This window comes from Lysinibacillus composti (assembly GCF_016908465.1).
Lineage (GTDB): Bacteria > Bacillota > Bacilli > Bacillales_A > Planococcaceae > Ureibacillus > Ureibacillus composti_A.
This window is the reverse complement of sequence record NZ_JAFBDY010000005.1, coordinates 17,963-33,475: the sequence shown is the minus strand read 5'-3', so window position 1 is coordinate 33,475 and position 15,513 is coordinate 17,963. Positions and strand designations below refer to the sequence as shown.

At 34.4% G+C, this 15,513-nt stretch carries 17 protein-coding genes; 4 read left to right on the top strand and 13 right to left on the bottom strand.

Annotation, left to right across the window (positions count from 1 at the left end):
• Window positions 1-16: 16 nt before the first annotated feature.
• The 5 genes from JOD29_RS07430 to JOD29_RS07410 form a co-directional block, all read right to left on the bottom strand.
• Entirely contained in the window at window positions 17-229 is a 213-nt protein-coding gene (locus JOD29_RS07430) for an acetyl-CoA carboxylase biotin carboxyl carrier protein subunit (protein ID WP_124764107.1), read from the bottom strand.
• 99 nt (window positions 230-328) lie between these two features.
• Window positions 329-712: a transcriptional regulator gene (locus JOD29_RS07425; RefSeq protein WP_124764108.1), complete on the bottom strand. Its 384-nt coding sequence runs from the start codon at window positions 710-712 to the stop codon at window positions 329-331.
• 323 nt (window positions 713-1,035) lie between these two features.
• Window positions 1,036-1,803, bottom strand: coding sequence for an enoyl-CoA hydratase/isomerase family protein (locus JOD29_RS07420; RefSeq protein ID WP_239585623.1), 768 nt, complete (start codon window positions 1,801-1,803; stop codon window positions 1,036-1,038).
• A 207-nt stretch (window positions 1,804-2,010) separates the two neighbouring features.
• Complete coding sequence (gene rpmF, locus JOD29_RS07415) at window positions 2,011-2,184, bottom strand: 50S ribosomal protein L32 (protein ID WP_124764110.1); 174 nt, start codon at window positions 2,182-2,184, stop codon at window positions 2,011-2,013.
• A gap of 24 nt (window positions 2,185-2,208) precedes the next feature.
• Window positions 2,209-2,742, bottom strand: a complete 534-nt coding sequence (locus JOD29_RS07410; protein ID WP_124764111.1) for a YceD family protein — start codon at window positions 2,740-2,742, stop codon at window positions 2,209-2,211.
• Between the two features lie 298 nt (window positions 2,743-3,040).
• On the opposite strand from JOD29_RS07410, the gene JOD29_RS07405 reads away from it, so the two are divergent.
• Entirely contained in the window at window positions 3,041-4,249 is a 1,209-nt protein-coding gene (locus tag JOD29_RS07405) for a nucleotidyltransferase (protein ID WP_124764112.1), read from the top strand.
• A gap of 376 nt (window positions 4,250-4,625) precedes the next feature.
• On the opposite strand, the gene JOD29_RS07400 is transcribed toward JOD29_RS07405, so the two are convergent.
• Complete coding sequence (locus JOD29_RS07400) at window positions 4,626-5,648, bottom strand: SepM family pheromone-processing serine protease (protein ID WP_239585622.1); 1,023 nt, start codon at window positions 5,646-5,648, stop codon at window positions 4,626-4,628.
• 123 nt (window positions 5,649-5,771) lie between these two features.
• Here JOD29_RS07400 and JOD29_RS07395 point away from each other — a divergent pair, with 123 nt between their 5' ends.
• Window positions 5,772-6,689: a hypothetical protein gene (locus tag JOD29_RS07395; protein WP_239585618.1), complete on the top strand. Its 918-nt coding sequence runs from the start codon at window positions 5,772-5,774 to the stop codon at window positions 6,687-6,689.
• Window positions 6,690-6,943: 254 nt separating this feature from the next.
• On the opposite strand, the gene coaD is transcribed toward JOD29_RS07395, so the two are convergent.
• Genes coaD through JOD29_RS07380 form a run of 3 tightly spaced genes read right to left on the bottom strand, consistent with a single transcriptional unit; the run spans window position 6,944 to window position 9,447 of the window.
• On the bottom strand, window positions 6,944-7,432 hold the full coding sequence (gene coaD, locus JOD29_RS07390; RefSeq protein WP_124764113.1) for a pantetheine-phosphate adenylyltransferase: 489 nt from the start codon (window positions 7,430-7,432) through the stop codon (window positions 6,944-6,946).
• A gap of 17 nt (window positions 7,433-7,449) precedes the next feature.
• A complete protein-coding gene (rsmD, locus tag JOD29_RS07385) occupies window positions 7,450-8,004 on the bottom strand; it encodes a 16S rRNA (guanine(966)-N(2))-methyltransferase RsmD (RefSeq protein WP_124764114.1) in 555 nt (184 codons plus the stop codon).
• 18 nt (window positions 8,005-8,022) lie between these two features.
• The gene (locus JOD29_RS07380; RefSeq protein WP_124764115.1) at window positions 8,023-9,447 is read right to left on the bottom strand and encodes an RNA polymerase II; all 1,425 of its coding nucleotides are present in this window, start codon (window positions 9,445-9,447) and stop codon (window positions 8,023-8,025) included.
• Between the two features lie 56 nt (window positions 9,448-9,503).
• Between JOD29_RS07380 and JOD29_RS07375 the strand changes: the two genes are divergently transcribed.
• On the top strand, window positions 9,504-9,896 hold the full coding sequence (locus tag JOD29_RS07375) for a DUF7147 family protein (RefSeq protein WP_124764116.1): 393 nt from the start codon (window positions 9,504-9,506) through the stop codon (window positions 9,894-9,896).
• A gap of 78 nt (window positions 9,897-9,974) precedes the next feature.
• Here JOD29_RS07375 and JOD29_RS07370 read toward each other — a convergent pair whose 3' ends face one another.
• Window positions 9,975-10,253, bottom strand: a complete 279-nt coding sequence (locus JOD29_RS07370; protein WP_124764117.1) for a YlbG family protein — start codon at window positions 10,251-10,253, stop codon at window positions 9,975-9,977.
• Window positions 10,254-10,528: 275 nt separating this feature from the next.
• On the opposite strand from JOD29_RS07370, the gene JOD29_RS07365 reads away from it, so the two are divergent.
• A complete protein-coding gene (locus JOD29_RS07365; RefSeq protein WP_124764118.1) occupies window positions 10,529-11,455 on the top strand; it encodes a glycerophosphodiester phosphodiesterase family protein in 927 nt (308 codons plus the stop codon).
• A gap of 436 nt (window positions 11,456-11,891) precedes the next feature.
• Here JOD29_RS07365 and JOD29_RS07360 read toward each other — a convergent pair whose 3' ends face one another.
• The 3 genes from JOD29_RS07360 to JOD29_RS07350 form a co-directional block, all read right to left on the bottom strand.
• Complete coding sequence (locus JOD29_RS07360) at window positions 11,892-12,338, bottom strand: YlbF/YmcA family competence regulator (protein WP_124764119.1); 447 nt, start codon at window positions 12,336-12,338, stop codon at window positions 11,892-11,894.
• Window positions 12,339-12,463: 125 nt separating this feature from the next.
• Window positions 12,464-13,942 (bottom strand): UDP-N-acetylmuramoyl-L-alanyl-D-glutamate--2,6-diaminopimelate ligase, encoded by a 1,479-nt coding sequence (locus tag JOD29_RS07355; protein WP_124764120.1) that lies wholly within the window; start codon window positions 13,940-13,942, stop codon window positions 12,464-12,466.
• Window positions 13,943-14,201: 259 nt separating this feature from the next.
• Entirely contained in the window at window positions 14,202-15,302 is a 1,101-nt protein-coding gene (locus JOD29_RS07350; protein WP_124764121.1) for a CAP domain-containing protein, read from the bottom strand.
• Between the last annotated feature and the right edge of the window lie 211 nt (window positions 15,303-15,513).

Sequence of the window (15,513 nt, the reverse complement as noted above, 5' to 3'; positions counted from 1 at the left end):
CTTTTAATGGCTAGATTTATGCAAGAACAACTAGTACATCTTCTTCGTCTACAAAATCACCTTCTGCAACATTAATTTTTGCAACTGTACCATCTGCTTCTGCCTCAATTGGAATTTCCATCTTCATCGACTCTAAAATAAGAACAGTTTGACCACTTGACACTGCATCCCCTTCTTTAACACACACCTCAAAAATTGTACCCGCCATTTGTGCTTTTATTTCAAACATAAATGACCCCTCTCCTCGATTTAGAAACAATGTCAATCAAATTACATCAGCTTTCTATTCTCTAATTAATAATTACCTTAAAGTTCCACTTATAGTAGCTTATTTTTGATGCTCAATAAAATTTGCACCTTGCTGTAGCCATTTCACGATTTTGTCATGCTCTGTTTGTAATTCTCTATATCTCACTTCCAGATCATTGTAAGCTTCAGTTAATTCATCAAAACTATTAAGTGCTAATTTTAAATGACTGCGCATTAATTGTTTCGGTCGTTTTCTAACACTGTTTAACATTTGGCCATATTGTTGTCTTAACGTCTTGTTCCAACGAAAACCACAGGCTTGTTTTGTTCGATTTAGAATTTGTGCAGCTTCTGCAAAAGCTTCTAGTTGTGTTTTCCCATTTTGAACTGCTTGAATGACGATTTCAGCTAATTTATCGTCATCATCAGCCGTCCATTGGTCTTTACGTCGTTTCCCTTCCATATCTATCACCTCACATTTTTTACTACTATATGCAAAACGAGATTAAATAGAATAGAAGAATATAGAAAAAGTGAACAACTCAACATTTTTTGAGATGCTCACTTTCATTGATAAATTATTCATACTATATATCTTTATTTAACGTTCTATTAAGAGTGCGTAGACCGCTCGTTCACACCCACGACGCCATAACTCTTTCTGTTTGCCTAAAGTGTAAGAGGAATAACTCATAATACACTTATATACAAAAGCACTTTCTGATCAATCTGAAGGTGTACTCGCCGTAGCTATAAAAAGGAAAAACCACAAAAATCGATTCTCACTTATTTTGTTAAGAAACTGTTTACTGCTTCATTATGCGCATCACTTTCCCACAGTTTTGCACATTCATGTATTTCATCCATTACACGTTGATATACATTGCTTTCATTCCATTTTCTCAACTCAATTTCTTTGTAAGCATGATGTACTGAAGGATGGATTTTACGCATACTTTCAATAAACTCTTCTAATGCTTGCTCTTTTGACCCCTCAAATACTCTTGTTGCCCAACCAATGTCATAGAGTAGCTGTGCATCATAAGTACGTGCGTCCACTAGCATTTTAAGCGCATGGTCATGACGAATACCACGTTCAAATAAATAAGTTCCGCCTCCCCATCCTGTAGTTATAGAGAGTGTACCTTGGATGAACCCGCATTTTGCATGACTTGCAACTAAGCGGAAATCACAAGCCGTCGCAATTTCACAGCCTCCCCCCACCGCTGCACCATTGATTAGGGCAATAGTTGGAACTTTTAATGTCGCTAATTCATAAAGAGCCTTACCCATTTTACTTAGCATACCAAACGCTTCTTGTTCTGTTTTTAAGTTATGAAATTCTGACAGATCCCCACCTGAACAGAATGCTTTGTCCCCCGCGCCTGTAATCACTAAAAAACGGACTTCCGGTTGTTCTTTCACATATGCGACTACTTCATTGAATCCATCTATTACTTCAAAATTGATTGCATTTCTCTTTTCTAAACGTTCAATTGTAAAGATAACAACTCCATCAACTTTTTCGATTTTATATGCCACGTCTCCATCCATCCCCTTTAATTTCGATTTCAACAATATAGTTAGATATATTTCCCATATTAAATGACCTATTTTATTTTGACAAGTTAAGAATAGAAATCTATATAGAGAATCATTTAAATATTCACACTTTACAAATCAATTTCTCTAAAAAATAAAAAGAGACTCTTAGAGAGCCATGGCCTCTCTAAGAGTCTCTATAAGTAAGTAAATACTGAATTATTTACCTACTACTTCTTTACCTTTGTAGTGTCCGCAAGCTTTGCACACGTGGTGAGATAAAGTTGCTTCACCACAGTTCGGGCAAGCTACCATACCAGGTACAGATAATTTGAAATGCGTACGACGCTTTCTTTTTGCAGTTTTAGAAGTTCTTCTAAATGGTACAGCCATTATTGGCACCTCCTTACAGATTATCTATTCATCTGTTTGATCAAAAAACTTAGCTAAATCAGCCAGTCTTGGATCTACTTTTGGTTCGTCAGTTTGCTGCTGACGCGCTTCATCTTCGTCAGTTGAATAACTCCAGTTTTTGCCACCTTTTACTTGTCCCTCAGAATCTTCTTTGAAGACTTGCATTGGTACCTCAAGGAGTACTAGCTCCTCTAAAACCGGTTTTAAGTCGATGACATCTCCATCAATATAATGGATATCGTCATCGTCATCCCCACGAAGTTCTGGATCAATCCAGCTGAATAATTCAACTGCATCCACTTCAATAGGGTATTCAACATCTTCCCATGTGCGGGCACAAGGAAGCGTTAATGTCGCGGTCATCGTAAATTGACAAGTCATTTGTGATGCACCGAATGTACATAGTCCTTTAACATGAACAGGTGAAATATGACGGATATCGTTATTTCGTTCCTTCACTTCATCCAATTGTACTTCTGCATCTATCGGCATCCCATTTTGGCGATACTTCGATAATTGATGAATTGACCATTTCATTCATTAATCACCTCGAGACAACAATGTTGATTATATAATGTGTAATTTTAGATGTCAAGATATTTTCTTGTCACCACCGCAATTGAATCGTTTTTTCAATGAAGAAAAAATGAAATATATTGATTTACATGATAAATTAGTAATTGGATCCATCCATAAATATGGTTAGACCCTAGTTTGGACATTAATTTGTTAATTCATGCCCACTTACTTTTTATTTACCAATTATAAACCAAAAAGATTGCTTTTGTTCTTTAGAAAGTGATCAACATGACTGATACCATTAGGAGTGTACAAAATGAAAGCTGTTGGGGTTGTTGTTGAATATAATCCATTTCACAATGGTCATTACCATCATATAGAACAAGCCAAAAAAGTCACAAATGCAGATGTTGTCATTGCTGTTATGAGTGGACATTTTTTACAAAGAGGTGAACCTGCTTTAATTGATAAATGGCATCGAGCAAAAATGGCACTTCAAAATGGGGTCGATCTTGTTATTGAACTACCATATATTTTTAGTACAGGTCAAGCAACCCACTTTGCAAAAGGAGCAATTGAGCTTCTTGCAGCTGTTCATTGTGAAAGTTTCGCTTTTGGTAGTGAGCAAGGAAACATTGAGCCATTTTTAAATACTCAATCTTTACTCAATGATTATCGTGATGAATATAACAACCTTATCAAGTATTTTGTGTCAACTGGCATAAGTTATCCTCAAGCGCTTCACGCAGCATATGAACAACTTAAACTAAAAAGACCGCAAAATTACATAGACCTTGGAATGCCAAACAATATTTTAGGGTTTCACTATATTGAAGCGGCTTATCGATTAAAACATAAAATAATGCCTGTAACGATTAAACGGATTCAAGCCGGGTTCCACGATGACATTAATTCACAACTCACCATTGCAAGTGCAACTGGCATTAGAAAAGAATTATTTGACCGTGAATCGTTACATCATATTTCACAATATGTGCCCGCTTCTTCATATGCACAATTAGAGGCATGGATCCTAAATTATCAATGCTTTATACAATGGGAGACATTTTGGCCATTATTACAATTTTCTATTATTCGAAATACTCCTGAAGAATTGACGCGATTTGCAGATGTTTCAGAAGGAATTGAATTTGCATTGGTGAAACATGGTAAAAATAGTGACTCATTTGCACAATTTATGTCTCTAATAAAATCAAAGCGCTATACATGGACTAGGTTACAACGTATGCTCACACATATTTATACGGGCATTACAAAAGAACAATTACACGCATTTACGTCTCCCACGTATATTCGTTTACTAGGGATGTCGTCAAACGGACAAGCTTATTTATCTGCAAATAAGAAGAATTTTGAGTTACCATTAATCAGTCGTGTCGCCTCAACAAAAGACCCTATGTTAGCATTAGACATACATGCATCAGATATGTATAGTTTAGGTGTACAACTTGCATCAAATAAAAAAATAGAGGGAGATTATAATACTCCGCCTATTCGTATTTAATCTTATGCCATTTTATTTTATGTTCTTACTTGAAGGCTAGGACATAAGCTTAATTTCTAAGAAGAATTACAATATTTATAATAAGTTTTCGACACTCAACAAATTAAAAAATGAGAAACGCCCATTAAATTAAGGACAAGTCGCAATGAAAAAGTTCCAACACTTTGCGACTTGTATAGGGAACGAAAATGACAACTGCAGCACTCGCGCACCCACATCCAAACACACAAGCCCCCAATTAAACCTCTCAATACAATAATTAGAATATTTTCTACTTATTAAGTTAAGTTCAATATCAAAAAAACACCATTTTCTCATTGAGAAAATGGTGTTTGGTTTATCCCAGTCTAAAAGCTGATGCAGAACATTCCCCTCATTAACCTTTCTCAGGTAATTGCTCTATATATTCGAGGGCATCATCAATCGTCTTAACCGGTATGATTTTCATTTTTGTACCAATTTTTTTTGCAGTTTTGACTGCTGCTTCATAGTTTGACTGAATTGAAGGATTATGAACACGCATCTCTTCAGTTATTTCGTCATCTGGAGCAAAGAAAATTTCCATTCCATCTTCATTAGCGGCTACAACCTTTTTCTCAATTCCACCAATCCGTCCAATTGAACCATCCTCGTTCATTTCACCAGTACCTGCTATTGTATATCCTTTTGTAATGTCCTTATCAACTATTTGGTTTAATATTTCTAATGTAAGCATTAATCCAGCTGAAGGACCACCTATATCTTCTGTATTCGCATTTACACGTGGTTCTGTTTGAATTGTCTTTTTTTCTGAATAAGTAATGCCAATTCCAACACGATCAGTACCCGGTATGGTTTTCATTGACAGTGATTGATCGATTAATTGATCTTCACGACTAATGACAAAGTGAACTTCCTCATTTTCCTTTTTTAAACCAAGAACTTTAGTTAAATCATCTGCTCTGTTGATTACTTTTCCATCAACTTCAACGATTTCATCCCCTGGCTCGAGTTTTCCATCAGCAGCACCACCTGATAATATATTCAACACTGTAATACCATGGTAATTTACTGTATATGGTAACTTTGCTTTCTTGAATGCAACATACATTGCATTAAATTGGGAATCACTCATCAATGTTAATTGACGTACACTATATTCTTTTTCGTCTTCTTCCTCCTGACGAACTTGGTTCATTTCCATAATTTCCTCAAACTCTTTAAAGTAGGCAATTGCATATGTAATAGGAGTTGCAGTAGCCATTGAAACAGTCATTAAACTGAAAGATCCTTCATCATTTTGATCTCCGTTTTGAACTGATACAAATCGGCTAACATCATAGGCGTTTCCTGGTTTCATAATATAATAGTCTAGTTTGTAAAAGCTTAAGATAAATACTACGACAATTAAAATAAACATCCATATTAACTTTTTCAACGAGTCGAACCTCCTGAAGTTACCGATTTTCTAGACTAAATTTTTTCATTACCGCATATATTAGTTTAGCATTTGAGTAAATGTTAAACAAAAAATTGAAGAGAGATGATCCCTATTCTACTACTCTATTTATTCGCATGTATTTCACTAATTTGTTTACTACTACTTTTCCCTGGTGTTGCACACGAAGGTACAGATTTAGGCGTATCATTATTTATGGATGCCTTATTTCCATATTTATTAGCATACCTAATTCTTACGCAGTGGTTTATTCGACTAACACCTACAAAAGTAGATTCACTATCTAAATTTAAACTTTACGCTAAAACATATGGAATTAGTGCACTTGGCGGTTTTCCAACTGGTGCAGCAACGATTACGTATTTAAAAAAGAGTAAACAAATTTCTTCACATGAGGCTAATACTTTATTAGGCATTTGTCATAGCCCAAGCCCTCTTTTTGTAATCGGCTTTGTTGGACATGACCTTTTAAATGACTCACAATTTAGTTGGCAGTTTTTAAGTATATACCATGCCGTATCTATCATTTTACTAATCTTTTGTTATTATTACTATCGGAAAGATTCTCAAAATAGTATAAACCTTACCATACAAGAACAACCGAAAAAACATGAGAATCCTTTTACAAGTAGTGTGAAAGACAGTATTCCTACTGTTTTAATAGTCGGTACTACGATCATCTTTTTTACAACCATCTATACAGTTTTATTACATTCGGTAAAAATTATTTTTCCAGACATACATAACAATTTAACACTTTTGATTGCAGCAATGCTTGAAATGACAAATGGACTAAAAATAGCTACGCAATTATTTCCAAGTGAGACAACCCTTCTTTTATTATTACTAGTGACTTTTTTAACAACTCAAAGTTTAAGTATTCATATGCAAGTTGCAGTAATTGCAAAAAGCGAACGTTTGTCATTAAGACCTTATATATTGATGAGAATTTTATACACTATTTTAATTCCTGTTCTTTTTTATCTTTTCTTTTTAATATAAAATTTTTACAATACTTTTTTGTTTCAAGAATACACATGATATATTTAACTTTTGATGTTTAATGAGACAAGCATACCTAATTTAAAACGCTACAAGACTTAGCAAAGTTCACATTTCTCAAAAAATTCTAGTAAAAAAACGACAAAATCACTTTCGATCTTGTCGTTTTTTGCTTTTCGGTGGGCACATCACAATGTCACCGTGCACAAAGTGGCCGTCCCAAAAAGACTTTTCAAATGTCCACTTCCATATGATTATCGATTATTGTACTTTAAATTTAAGGCATGTTCGATTTCTTTTGGAACAAGACCTTCTACGTTCCCACCGTACCGCGCAACTTCTTTTACAATACTAGAGCTTAAAAATGAATATTGATTTTTTGTCATTATGAAGAATGTTTCTATAGATTCATCTAAGAAACGGTTCATAGATGTTATTTGCATTTCATACTCAAAATCAGAAATAGCTCTTAAGCCACGCACAATAGCTTTGGCCTTTTTCTCTCGTGCATAATCAATTAATAATCCCGAAGAGCTTTCAATTCGAATATTCGGAAGCTTATCAGTTACTTTGGCAATTAATTTCATTCTTTCATCAATTGAAAACAACGGATTCTTTGATGAATTATTTAGTACAGCAACATACACGATATCAAATACATCAGCCGCACGTTTAATAATATCTAGATGTCCATTTGTTATTGGATCAAAACTCCCAGGCACTACAGCAATTTTTTCTGTCACTACGTTCTCCCTCTTCTCTAAATGAGTTTACGATATATTGAAATGATTGTGCCTCCATATGCTTCTTGACGTGACAATGAAAACGAACCGTAGCTTTCCAGTAATTTAAACTCATCAGAAGATTCACAAACAATGATGGCATCTTCAGCAAGTTTCCCAGCTTCCGCAAGAGTTAATACTAAGTTATAGTATTCTGTTTTTCGATATGGAGGATCAACAAACAAATAGTCAATTTGAATCTCTCTTTTTAAAAGTCCTTTAACTGCACGCGTTGCATCTGTTTTGAAAAGCTCTGTAACTTCCTCATAACGACACTTTTTAATATTTTCTTGTAACGTTTGATAAGCCCGCCCATCTTTTTCAACAAAAATGGCCTTTTCAGCACCACGGCTGAGACATTCTATTCCTAAACCACCACTACCTGCAAATAAATCCAATGCAATTCCTCCATCAAAGAATGGACCGATGATATTAAAAATAGATTCTTTTACCTTATCTGTTGTTGGTCTAGTTGTTGTCCCTGTAACTGCTTTTAAAGGCATTCCTTTTCGTTCACCTGCCACAACTCTCATGTGATCACCAAACTTTCGTTATTGTTGTGTAGTCGATGTAGCAATAATATTAATTGCATCATTAGTTTTTTGTACTTTAACTAAAAATAATCTTTTCAACCAATTTTCCTCAATATAGTATTCACCCGCAATGGTAATAAGCGGTTGAGAGACGATATTATATCTTCTTTGATTATAAACATAGAAGTCGTACTCCATTGGGAATCGGAAATGTCGAGTTGCATTATTAACATAATAACCGTTGTTCCCTTCTGACGCTTCATAACTTAAATGGGATAATAATGTATCCGCAGAGTAGTATATAAATCCATCTTTAAAGATAACTGAAACATCTTTCATAGGTTGTGAATCTAAGTATACCTTACGCGAATCATTATATAAAAATGGGAATAACACTTCTGTATGCTCATTTAGAGTCAAAAACTGAGTGTATTTTCCAAGTACCTCATACAGGGCTTCATCTAAAACTTTAGTTGAAATTTCTTCACCCTTCAATTCATTTAATTTGTGAACCCATCTTTGCAATTGCTCATCAGTCATTTGATCTGTTAAGGATGCTACTATTTCATTCGTTTTACTTCCACCAATTATAGATCCTGATAAATATGAAGCAACTAATTCACTCACCCACTCTGGACTATTACCAAAATGATATTGTGTTCTAACTTGTGCTAAGATGATATTTTGTTTAATCGATTCAATCGATAAATCCTTTATAAACAAGATTCTTTTCCCTTGTTCACCTGTTAGATTTTCACCTTGTACTAGATCAATATGATGTTCATTTAATAGTTTGAGTCCAGTTAATTGCTTTTTAAAGCTATCCGTAACGGGTTGCTTAGAATAAATCGCAACATGATTTAACATTTCTTGAAGTTTAAAATCTCCAGCCTGCCAATACAATTCTGATATAGGTCCTGTTCCACTAAACATCGAATAATTAACAAGGGATAATGATTGTTGACCTACTAAAGGTAAACCAGTAACCCATTGACCTTTGACTCCACTATCCGTTGTAATATGTACTGTTGAATGAGTAACCTCACCATTTTGTAAAGTAACAAAAACTTCTTTCAGTAACTGTCTAGATTTTAATCCTCCATCTAATGGAATTATGTATGATAATGATTGTGATCGAATGTCTCCCTGTTCAAATTTAGTTTTCTCATCATTCAACCGTTTACAACTATTTTCAGACTCGATAAAACAATCAGCACTAACTGCTAAATTGGGCCACTTTATTTCTATCGTTTGATTTGGTAAATTACTTAAATGTTGGCGAATATCTAGGCTTTCACCACGATAAACAATTTCGACTTCTTGGGAGTATGAGAAATTACCTTCCCCTGTCTCAAGCTTGTCCGAAAACACTTGATATTGGAAGAAAAGCAATCCACTGACCATTAATAAAAGTACTCCAAAAAAACTAATTGCAATTTTCATGTGCCTATCCTCCCGTATCATGATAATATTGGAAAGTAGAAAGGATGTGCGAATAAATGATTCAACAATTTATAGAACTTGGACAAGGTTATGGCGATGTTTATGAACTTTGTGAACTTATAAAAACAAATGAAAAAAGATTCCATTATGCATACATTTTCACTTCAAATAAAAATGGAAAACAAGTAGCCTCCATTGCCGTAGCATTTAAACCAGTGGGAGATAGTAAATTTATGCCGATATATATATGTCGTGAAGGAATACCGTTTGATACTGAGAAACCATCAAAAAGAATTCAGCTATTTGAAGAGGCTGTAAAAGAAATCGGGAAGAAAGTAGTTCCACCATTTGATATAAAGCACTCTTCCATCTTTGCTGAAACTACAATGTTCTATCAGCATTTAATTGGTATCTTAAGAATGAACAATTTACTTCCACCATTGCGTTAAAATTACTGTGCTTCAATCAAGTGCGCTCTGGTGTAAAGCCGACGATTGTCGTTAGTTTCCTGGCGCAGCTGTATGAAGTTAAAGTCCTACTTTATAGTCATAATCATATTCTTTCGCCTTGTCAGGTTTGGCATTTTCAAACTCTGTCTTTAAATAAGGGCGAAAAGATTCTACTACGTCTTTCACAAACGGAAGACGTTTTATTTTATTCATTGTAAATTCAATCTCATCACGGTTGCAATAAATGACTACATACTTTAGTTTTCGAGATATATAATGAACATTTCCGTATTTCCTTAAACTCTTTGCATTTTTCAATTGATGTACATAGACAATTAAACCTTGTCGTTCTCTCATTTCATTTCCCCTTTTCATATATAAAAAGCATACCATACAGACAATTTTTATAGCAACAGAGTTTAGCTGACAGTCGATAAGATTTTCCGTTATAATTAATACTATACATTTAATATGAAAGCAAAATTTCATTGACTTTATTTTAATTTGAATATTACAAGAAACTTCTACAAGATTAAGTGATTAATCAATTCGAAAAAGACGTATGTATTTATTAATAATGTCTTAAATGTCTTAATAAAATAAAAACAACTCGTGCAATTAGGAGGACAAACATGGGAAAGAAAACAAAAGTAGCACTTGCGATTGCAGCAGCGAGTGCAGCCGCATGGGCAGGCAGTAAGGCCATCTCTAAACCACAAAAACGACAAGGAAAAGATATATTACAATTTGAGCGTCCAATAGTACTTGCCCATCGTGGTGGTCTTCAACTAGCACCGGAACATACCATGATTGCATTTGAAAAAGCCCACGAACTTGGTGTCGATGGATTTGAAATAGATATTCGTTTAACAAAAGATGAAGAAATTATTGTATTCCATGATGATACAGTAAACCGTACAACAAATGGTTTTGGTTATGTAAAAGACTTTACACTAAAAGAATTAAAAGAATTAAATGCTGGTTTCTACTTTGAAGATTTAGAAGGTAACACACCTTACAAAGATGAGCAAATAAGCATAGTAACCTTAAGGGAACTATTAGTAGCCTTCCCAGACACATATGTAAATATTGATATGAAAGATGATCCAGATACTTATGAAGGAAGCCTAATCCCATCGAAATTGTGGAGGCTTATAGAGGAATTGGGTGTTGAGGATCGTGTCGTCGTCACAAGTTTTTATAGTGAACAAATTGACCGCTTTAACTTGTATGCTCAAAATCACGTAGCTTTAGGTGCCGGTGAAAACGATGTTCGAAAAGCATTTACTGCATTTTCAAGTCAATTCCGCCACCTATATCACCCGAAAGTAGATGTGTTTCAAATTCCTACGAAGTCAGGAGTCTTTTCATTAGATTCATCAAAGTTCATTGCATTCTTAAATAACTTAAATATCCCTGTTCATTATTGGGTCATCAATGATGAAGAAACTATGAGACGATTAATTGAAAATGGTGCACAAGGGATAATCACAGACCGTCCAGATTTAGCTGTGCAGCTATTAAAAGAATTACACGAACAAAACACGATAGAAGAATAATAAAGAGGCTGGGACAGATCCAAAAAACATCATTTTCTCAAAATGAGAAAATGATGTTTTTTTGCTGTTAATTCTATTGATGAATCCTATTAAAGATCCGGTGAGAGCGGACTAAGCAAACAAGTCATAAAGCCACGTTGTACGTGTCTTTACGACTTGTCTTTGTGCATTGTGTAAGGTCCGCTCACATAAGATTTGTCCTTCTAAACTTTCCGGAAATTGGCGCGGCTTACAGTGGTAGGCCGCGGTTTTTCGGAGAATGGCTAACACTTATTGCTCTCAAACTATAAAATATCAATATTTTATTAAAGATAATAGTGGCTTTCCTAAAAAATTCTACTTATGTCCCAGCTTCTTTTTATTTTTCAATTTATAATGCACCTGTCGCTTCCCTTTCGGTGCAGAAAAGTAGGAGTCCCCTAAAGGGACTCCTACTTTACGCTGAACAAGAACATCCGCCACCAGTACCGCAGCCACTTCCACAAGAAGACCCTGTTGAATAAAACGGATTGCTTACTGGCACCTTAACAGCTTCAGAAACTGATTTTCCTATTAAAAGACTCACTTCGTCTAGTAGATCTTGAAACTCGTTTTCTGCTATCTTTAAATTCGCTATTCGATCATCTAAATCTAGTTGTCGTTTTTGCTCACGAATTTTCTTCATAATTGTATTGTAATCAGGATGATACTTACCGAAACGCTGCACATCCTCATATTGTTCTTTCATTCGATTAAATGTAGCAATTTGTTGCACCAGTGCTTTATCACTGTAAACATCGAGATGTGCACCTCTTAAATTTTGCGCTTGTTCAGAGGAAAGAATCATTGAACTTAATTCATCAACTGTATCTAAAATGAATACCCATTCGGTAGTCATCATCATTTTATTATTCCCCCTATCTCTACTTATAATAGCAGAAATTTTATCTTGTTGGTATTTCTAATACTTATACGGATTTGATTTATTTAGCATAAGTAGAAAATAAGGAGAAAACGGTGTGTGGATAGTTACTCTTTCTGATCGGATAAACTTTTTTCTAATACAGATTTAACACACTCAAAATCAGAGAATCTTATTTGCTTTGCTCCAATGATTTGTGTTGTTTCATGACCTTTCCCTGCGATTAGAATTGTATCTCCTTCTTTTGCATTGCGTATTGCTGTTTCTATTGCTTCTCCACGGTCTAGGACCATTTCATATTTTTGGTTTGCTAAAAACCCTGCTGCAATTTGAGCATTGATGACTTCTGGATCCTCACTTCTTGGGTTATCCATCGTCAAATATATATAATCTGCATATTTAGAAGCAACTGCCCCCATTTTTATGCGTTTATGTTTATCACGATCTCCACCGCAGCTAAAAACAACGATTAAATTACGTTCCGTTGTTTTCTTTAAAGTCTTTAATACTGCTCGTAATGCTGCTTCTGTATGAGCATAATCAATAAAGATTGATAGATTTAAATCGTTTTCTATCGATTCGAGCCTACCTTTTGGTAAATGTAATTTTTCAGCTGCTTGACATACCTTTTCAATCTCAAATCCTAATTCAGTTGTCGTTGTAATTGCAGCTATTGCATTTTGTAAATGATGTTCCCCGACGAACGGTATAGTAAATACTTTCTGCCCCTTATTGCTTTGTAGACAAACAGTAGAGCAATGTAAGCCTTCAGCTAATAACTGTAGTTGAAAATCTACTCGATTGCCTAAACCAAAGTAAACTTTTGGCTTCTTTGCTTGTAACCCAACTGTTCTGCAAAAAGAATCGTCACCATTTAACACTAGTTTACTCGCTAAAGTGGCAAGGATTTGTTTTGAAGCTTTATATTTTTCATACGAGCCATGATCTTCTATATGATCTTCCGCTAAATTTAAAAACACCCCATAGTCAATTGAACAGTCATCCAAACGATGTTTTGCAAGTCCCATTGACGAAGCTTCTAAAACTACATACTGTACTCCCCGTTGCACCGCAATTTTAAGTATTCTGTGTAAATGTTTTGGTTGTAATGTTGTCAAATGTTCATAGTTTAACTTTACTTCTTCACCATTGATAAAAAGACCGTTTGTTCCGATAACAATTACATTTTTATGTAGTGCATGTAGTAGCTGTCCGATGAAATGACTTACTGTTGTTTTTCCGTTTGTCCCTGTAATTGCAATAACCTGCATTGCATCTGCTGGGAAACGATTTAACTTTGCTGCACAATAGGACATGAATTTTAAACTATTTGGTACCCAAATTAATGGTACAGATAATTTTAAGCTATCTAGTAATTTTTCATCCTCAATAACAACTCCAACTGCTCCATTATCAATTGCAATATCTACATATTTTAGTCCATCTTCTTTATTGCCTTTACGTACTACGAATAAATCGCCTTCTTTAACCTGTTGTGCATAGTCTTCTAATCCGAGTACTTCTACTCGAATAGAACCTCCTTTAACCGTACAAGGCCAATCTTTCAATAGTTCTGCAAGTTGCAAGTTGTCACTCCTTTTCACATATTCTATGCCCAGAATTTATACATGACACAAAAAACAGCCCATCTATTAAAAAAGTTGGGCTGTTTTTTCTAGTTAATTATTCTAATGACAACTTTAAAATAAGGTATGCTTTTTGAACTAACAATAAAACGCCAAGTTCGACTTTTTTCACGAACTTGGCGTAAATCATATGAGTTCTTAAGATTTTTAATAAAGAAACTTGTGTAAAGAATGAAGTTTAAATTAAATTAGAATAGGTTTATTCTTCAAGATCTTTTAGTTCGGACTGCTTATCTCCCATTCTTTCTTTTTCATTAATTAAAATTTGAGTATAGTAATTCATAAATACTCCTGACCCAACGTGAGTGTATTTTTCATCCAGCATTACTTCACGGTGATCTTTGGAGTTAAGCCAACCATGAACAGCTTCAATTGAATCAAAGTAAGCAGATGCTAAATTTTCACCTACTTCATCATAAGAGATGCCTTGTGCGTCTAAACGTTCTTTTAGGCTTCCATTTGAAGGTGAATCATGGGACAAGTAATTTTTAGTGTACATTTCCTCACTATGAGATCTGGCCGAATTCGTTAACTCTTCATTTGAGATTAATTCGGGTACACCATGTTGAATACGAAAGCTATTAATTAAATCAAATAGTTGGTTCGCACTTCCTAAATTGCTTTCTTCTAATAAATATGAAGTTGGACTAGGTGCAGTTATTAATTCACCAGCAAAAGTCATTTCATATGGTTTATGTACTACTAAAGTTTTACTGTTCATAAAACGGATTCCATTTAATGTTTCGTTTTCAGAGTCCATATAGAGTTGCGCAAAAAGTCCATCAAATTTAGTTAGAATTCGTGTACGCATGTCCTCTTCATTCATAGAAAAGGTATATATATTTTCATCAATTGTTGCACTTACTTCAGTATCTACGATGGTCATACGATAAATTTCATCTAAATTTTGACCAATATGATAAGGACTCGCATCTAATTCCTGTCCACTTATGTAAACCTGACTTACGATGCCATCCTCAACACCAAACATAACAAATTTACTACGTTTCGCATTATAAACCCACCATTCATATCCGAAGGCTGTTTGATCGATTCGATCAGGTTCCCCATACTGTTTTTCTAACTCACTACTCTTTTTATCAATCCAAATTGATAAACCTTTTTCTGGCCTAGGTAAACCTTGTTCAAAGTTTTGTAATTGTTCACCAGTTTTTGGGATTAAAGGTGACGAAGAATTCGGTCCCTCTAAAGGTTCGTACTCATCAATAGAATCAGAGGAATAATAATATATAATGGCTAAAGCAGAGATTACAATCAAAATTCTAAATAATGTTTTCATTTTATACCATGCCTTTTTCTAATATCTAATTTACCAGAAAATAAAATGCATCTAGTTAAAAATTTATTTACACATGTGTATTGACTTGATCAATTAAATTAAATGACTACCTTTAGAAAGTTACCAATGACCTTAAGGTATTTTTGGACCTTTCTATTAATGGAAATAGGATAGCATATAATACTAATTATACCTTGCCTGACACAATGTT